We start from the raw sequence: 4,892 nt of genomic DNA on the forward strand, positions 1-4,892 counted from the left end.
CAATGACGCTCGTGCGGTGCTTCGGCATCGAGCGGATCGATGACGCGAAGTTGCACGTCAACGAACGATGGCCCATCAAGTCCAACTGAGACGAAGGTTGGGTTGGATCCTACTTCATTACCACGGGTTTGCCGAAGATCCGGTTTCACCAAACACGCCATCACCGTCGAGATCCCAAAGGTACTTGAGCCTATCGCCATCGGGATCCGTGCTGCCGGTCCCATCTAGTATTATGCTCGCTCCTTCGTTGACGGCGTAGGGGCCACCGGCATCGGCAACAGGCGATTGGTTCGTCGAGATGTTGCCGAAATCCAACCCACTCAATGTCTGTGATGGATGCAGAGTAATGTGATGCCCATCATCCTGTGCGAAACCGGCAAGCCCATAGATGGGGAAATTCACGGTTAATGAACGCAGGCGTTCGCCACTGTCGTTATACGCAACAATGGTGTTTGGCGGGCTCGTAAATCCAAGATAGATTTCGCCATCGAAACCAGTGGCTCCTGCATCAAATCGGTTGGCGGTATTGCTGTTGGGGAAGCTGCTGGTCACTCGCCCAGTACTTGGGTCGATGAGTACAACGTCGGACGTATTGGTCGAGGCAACCAAGTAGTTGCCATCGCCTGATTCTCCGAGACCACCATGTAAATTGACATCTGGATTCAATTGGTTGATGTCAAGGCGATTGACGATCACATCGGAAATGGGGTCGAAGACAAGGATGTCATCAAAACTGAATTCAGTTAGATAGATCAATCCGTCGAGGCTTGCCACCCCATCGTATGATCCGCTCGGAAGTTGTGTGGAATCCCGAATATTGCCATCATCGGGATCCAATTCAAACAGCCGATCATTGAAATAGTCAACATAATAGAGTGTCGTGCCGTCAAACGCCAAGCCATGTCCGCCGCTGTTTGTATCCAGCGGCGCGGCAAAGCTGTTGATCAGTGCCCCGGTTTGTGGATCGAGTTCGACGATTGCATCGGGGCGGTCAGAGACATCGGTGGCAAAAAGTCTTGGCGTAATGATGGCCGGAAACGTTTGTGCAAAGCCAGCGGGAACGACTTCACGCACGACGTAATCCGCCGCAGGCAGTGCAGGGAAAACGTAGTCGCCGTTGGTGTCGGTCGTTGTCGATCGTTCACCGTCATTGAGGATGCCATCGTTGTTTTGATCTAAATAGATCGTGACTCCCACCAATGGGCCTTCGTCTGGATCTCGTTGGCCATTGCCGTTGGCGTCTTCAAACTTGGTGCCGCGGAGGGTGCCCAGCAAGCTTTGGTTACCGAAATCGAGTCCCGTTAATACTTGTCCTACTGCGAGGGTCACCCGATGTGCCCCGTCACCACCGGATCCGGCTAATCCGAAAACGGGGAACTGCGTATTGAAGGATCGGCTCAGCGTGCCGTCTTCGTCAAAGACACGTATATTTCTGCTGCTGCCGAATCCAACATACACCTCGTCTTGAAATCCCGTGACCGCAGCGTCAAAGTCTCCGCCGTGATCAAAGCCTCCGGTGATTTTTCCGGTGATTGGGTCAATCAATACGACTTGGTTGGAGTTTGTCGTGACAGCCAACTGTGTTTGATCCCCCGATTCTCCGATACCACCGCTGAATGAATAGCCGGGGTTCGCACCGTCTAGGTCAAGAACTCGGACGATGCTGTTGGTCATTGGGTCAAAGACGATGACGTCGTCGCTTTGGCTTTCGATTACGTAAACGAGGCCACTGAATGCGGCAACACCATCGTATGCTCCGCTGGAAAGTGGAGTCGAATTAAGCACGGTGCCATCGTTCGGATCGAGCTCATAAAGCGTGTCAAAACGGGCGTCGATAAAATACAGCGTGGTTCCATCGAATGCGACGCCGTGACCGGCAGTATTTGCATTGCCTGGTGCAGGAAAGCTATTCAATGTGTCGCCCGTGAGGGGATCTAATTCCACGATCGAATCGGGGGATGCGGCTACATTCGAAGCGAACAATCTCATCTCGGTGGACGGCGTGGTTTGACGAAAGTCACTTGTTGCGACTTCACGCACGACGTAGTCGCCGATTGGGATGTCGATGAACGAATAGCTGCCATCCTCGATGGTTTGCGTCGACAATTCACCTGGGTCGAAGGCTCCGTTGTTATTGCGGTCCAGATAGATTGTCACTCCGACGATGGGGCCTTCGCCTTGATCTTGAACGCCGTTGCCGTTGACGTCTTCAAACTTGCTGCCATGAATTTCGCCTACCTGATTCTGGTTGCCAAAGTCGAGGTTTGCTAAGGTTTGTCCCGGTCCAATTTCCACTCGATGCGCCGGATCTTGCATGACGGCTCCAGCCAAACCGCTCACTCGACCTCCGGCCTGTAGCGTTCGCCGAAACGAGTTATCGGCATCATAGACTTCGATCGTACCCGCGATATCATCGAAACCGACGTAGATTTCGTCACCAATTCCAGCTAAGCCGAGATCGCTGCCGCCGATGCTGCGGTGTGTCATCATGCCGGTGAGAGTCCCCAAGTCAGGGTCGAAAAATCCGATCTGTGTTGACCCACCGATCGACCCTAATAGTGAACTTGTGCCATCGGTTGCGGTGAATTCCCCCAGTCCGCCAAAGGGACGAGCATTCGAACTGGCGTCGAAGGTTAGGTTGCGAACGATTGTGTTCGTGGTGGGATCGATCACCAATATCTTGTCCGCTATCGTATCATTGGCGTACAGTTGTCCGTCGATGACCGCCAACCCATCCCAGCGTCCGTTGGGCAGTCGCCACTGGTCCCACACCGTTCCGCTATCAGGGTCCGCTTCAAACAGTGTTCCGGATGAATCAAGTGCGTACAGCGTGTGGCCGTCAAAAGCCAGCCCATTGACGTAGAACGACCTGAGTCCGTCAATCGAAAAAGCATTCTTCAGTTTGCCGGTGTGCGGGTCGAGCTCGCGGACCTCGTTAGGCGGACCGTCGAAAACAGTCGCAAAGAGACGTGAATTTCCGGCGACAGGAAATGTCTGTTGATATCCCTCCGGTACAACTTCGCGGATCACATAACTGCCTGCGGCAATGTCTGTGAACTCGTAATTGCCATTGGTATCGGTCACCGTACTGGGTTCCAGAATACCGTCACTGGTTTGATCGAGACTGCCATTGTCATTCAGATCCAGATAGATCGTAACGCCTGGTAAAACGCCTTCATCCGCGTCCCGAACGCCGTTGCCATTTTCGTCGTCAAATTTCGACCCACGCACTCCGCCGTAAGGGGCAACCGTGCCAAAGTCCAGATTGGTCAGCGCATCGTTTTCAGCGACATAAACAAGGTGGGCTTCGTCGACCCGAAAGTAATCCAACGCGTCCATCGGTACCGCTTCGGAGGCGACGAAAAAATCCGGAGATATCGATCGGTCGTAGGGGTTGATTTGGTAGAAAAGCCGATTGAGCTGGCTCGGGTCACCGTTATCGAAATTACCAGCCTGCAGCAAGAATTCGTTGCCATTGTAGGTGAACCCCCAGCCGTTGAGCCCCGCGGTGTCCCACAGCAATGATGGATTGCCGTCCTGGTCAAACTGCCAAAACTGATCGTCCGCGTTATCGAACGCCACCAAGACGCCGCGATCCGTATCAAACGCCAAGCTGCTCGTCGCATTCAATTCGGTGGTCCCAGGTCCCAAAAACGTCGGCTGGCCCGAGGTGCGATCAAAAGTCGCTAACTTGTTTAGCCCATCGGCCGGATCCGTTACGATGCCGTAGATCGTGTCGGTGCTTGGATCGTAGGCCAAGCCGAATGCGGAATTCGAGCCGACTTCTCCAATGAACGTGTGCTGGTTGGTGCTGAAATCGACCGAAAAGAAACGGTCAGGATCAAAGCCTTGCACGGCAAAAAATTCGCCATCGTTCGTGCGAACAAGTCCGTGCAACGCGTTTCGTGACGTCGGCGACAAACGCTGCACTTCTCCGGACTGGGGATCGATGAGAGTCGATTGCATTTGCCCGCCACTGCCGGGGATATAAGCAAATCCGTAGTAGGCATCATCAAACGATGGCGCGGTTGTGACGGTGTCTGCAGGGGCAATCTGGCGGATGATATAGTCGCCTGGACTCAGGTCTTCAAACGTGTACTCCCCATCATTGTTCGTCGTAGTGGAGTTCTCGCCACCATCGAATCGGCCGTTGTTGTTTTGATCTAGAAAAACGGTAACGCCGATGCGGGCACTTTCATCCGAGTTTCGTACTCCATCCCCATTGGCATCATGAAAACTTACTCCCGTCAGCGAAGCAAGCAGACGACGGTCTTCCAATTGCTCTGCCAAAAAAACTCGCGAATTACGGCGACGCGGTCGAGTTAATTTGTTGCGTTTGGTCTTGCTTCGCGATGCTCTAGAGATCGAAGTGGAAAACAAACGTGCAATCGAACGCGCATGAGCGGGCATAGGTTGGCTCTCTATAGAGATGAGGTTGGGGAGCTAGGCATCGCATTTGAGTGTTGGGGGATTGGCAATGTATCCGCACTGGAGGGCGGTGTCAAACTTTTGTTGATCTAGAAAAACTCCAGCTGTTTTAGTGAAAGAGGAACCTCAGCTTGCATGCGATAAAGAGGTTGTTAGACAATAGCAAGGCACAGAGAATTGCCCGGCGTTTTTGCTGAAATCGCTGGTAATAGGTTGTTCGCAATTCATTCACCATGCACTGGCTTGGATTGCTGCAACACGCAGGATCGGAGGACGCTATGCGCGGCTTGAAACATCCATTTCTGACGCATCTCGTTCGCTATCGTTTCTGACCAGCGACGCTCGATACCCAGCGACGCTCGAAATAATGTTGAACGGTTAGCCAGCAAAGGCTTGGGAGGAAACTCATTAGCCGGTTGGACGCTAGCCCCGGTTGAATGTCGGAACCGTGGCTACGGCTTGTT

General features: G+C 53.2%; 1 protein-coding gene. It reads right to left on the reverse strand.

What is annotated here, in order from left to right; all coding sequences use genetic code 11:
* Positions 1 to 117: 117 nt before the first annotated feature.
* The gene (locus RMSM_RS06205; protein ID WP_008693105.1) at positions 118 to 4,410 is read right to left on the reverse strand and encodes an SdrD B-like domain-containing protein; all 4,293 of its coding nucleotides are present in this window, start codon (positions 4,408 to 4,410) and stop codon (positions 118 to 120) included.
* Positions 4,411 to 4,892: the final 482 nt, after the last annotated feature.

The sequence above is a fragment of the Rhodopirellula maiorica SM1 genome (assembly GCF_000346295.1).
Taxonomy (GTDB): Bacteria; Planctomycetota; Planctomycetia; order Pirellulales; family Pirellulaceae; genus Novipirellula; species Novipirellula maiorica.

Bases quoted from the DNA above. Each gene is read 5' to 3' on its own strand.
- RMSM_RS06205 (WP_008693105.1), bottom strand. From the start codon at position 4,410: ATGCCCGCTCATGCGCGTTCGATTGCACGTTTGTTTTCCACTTCGATC.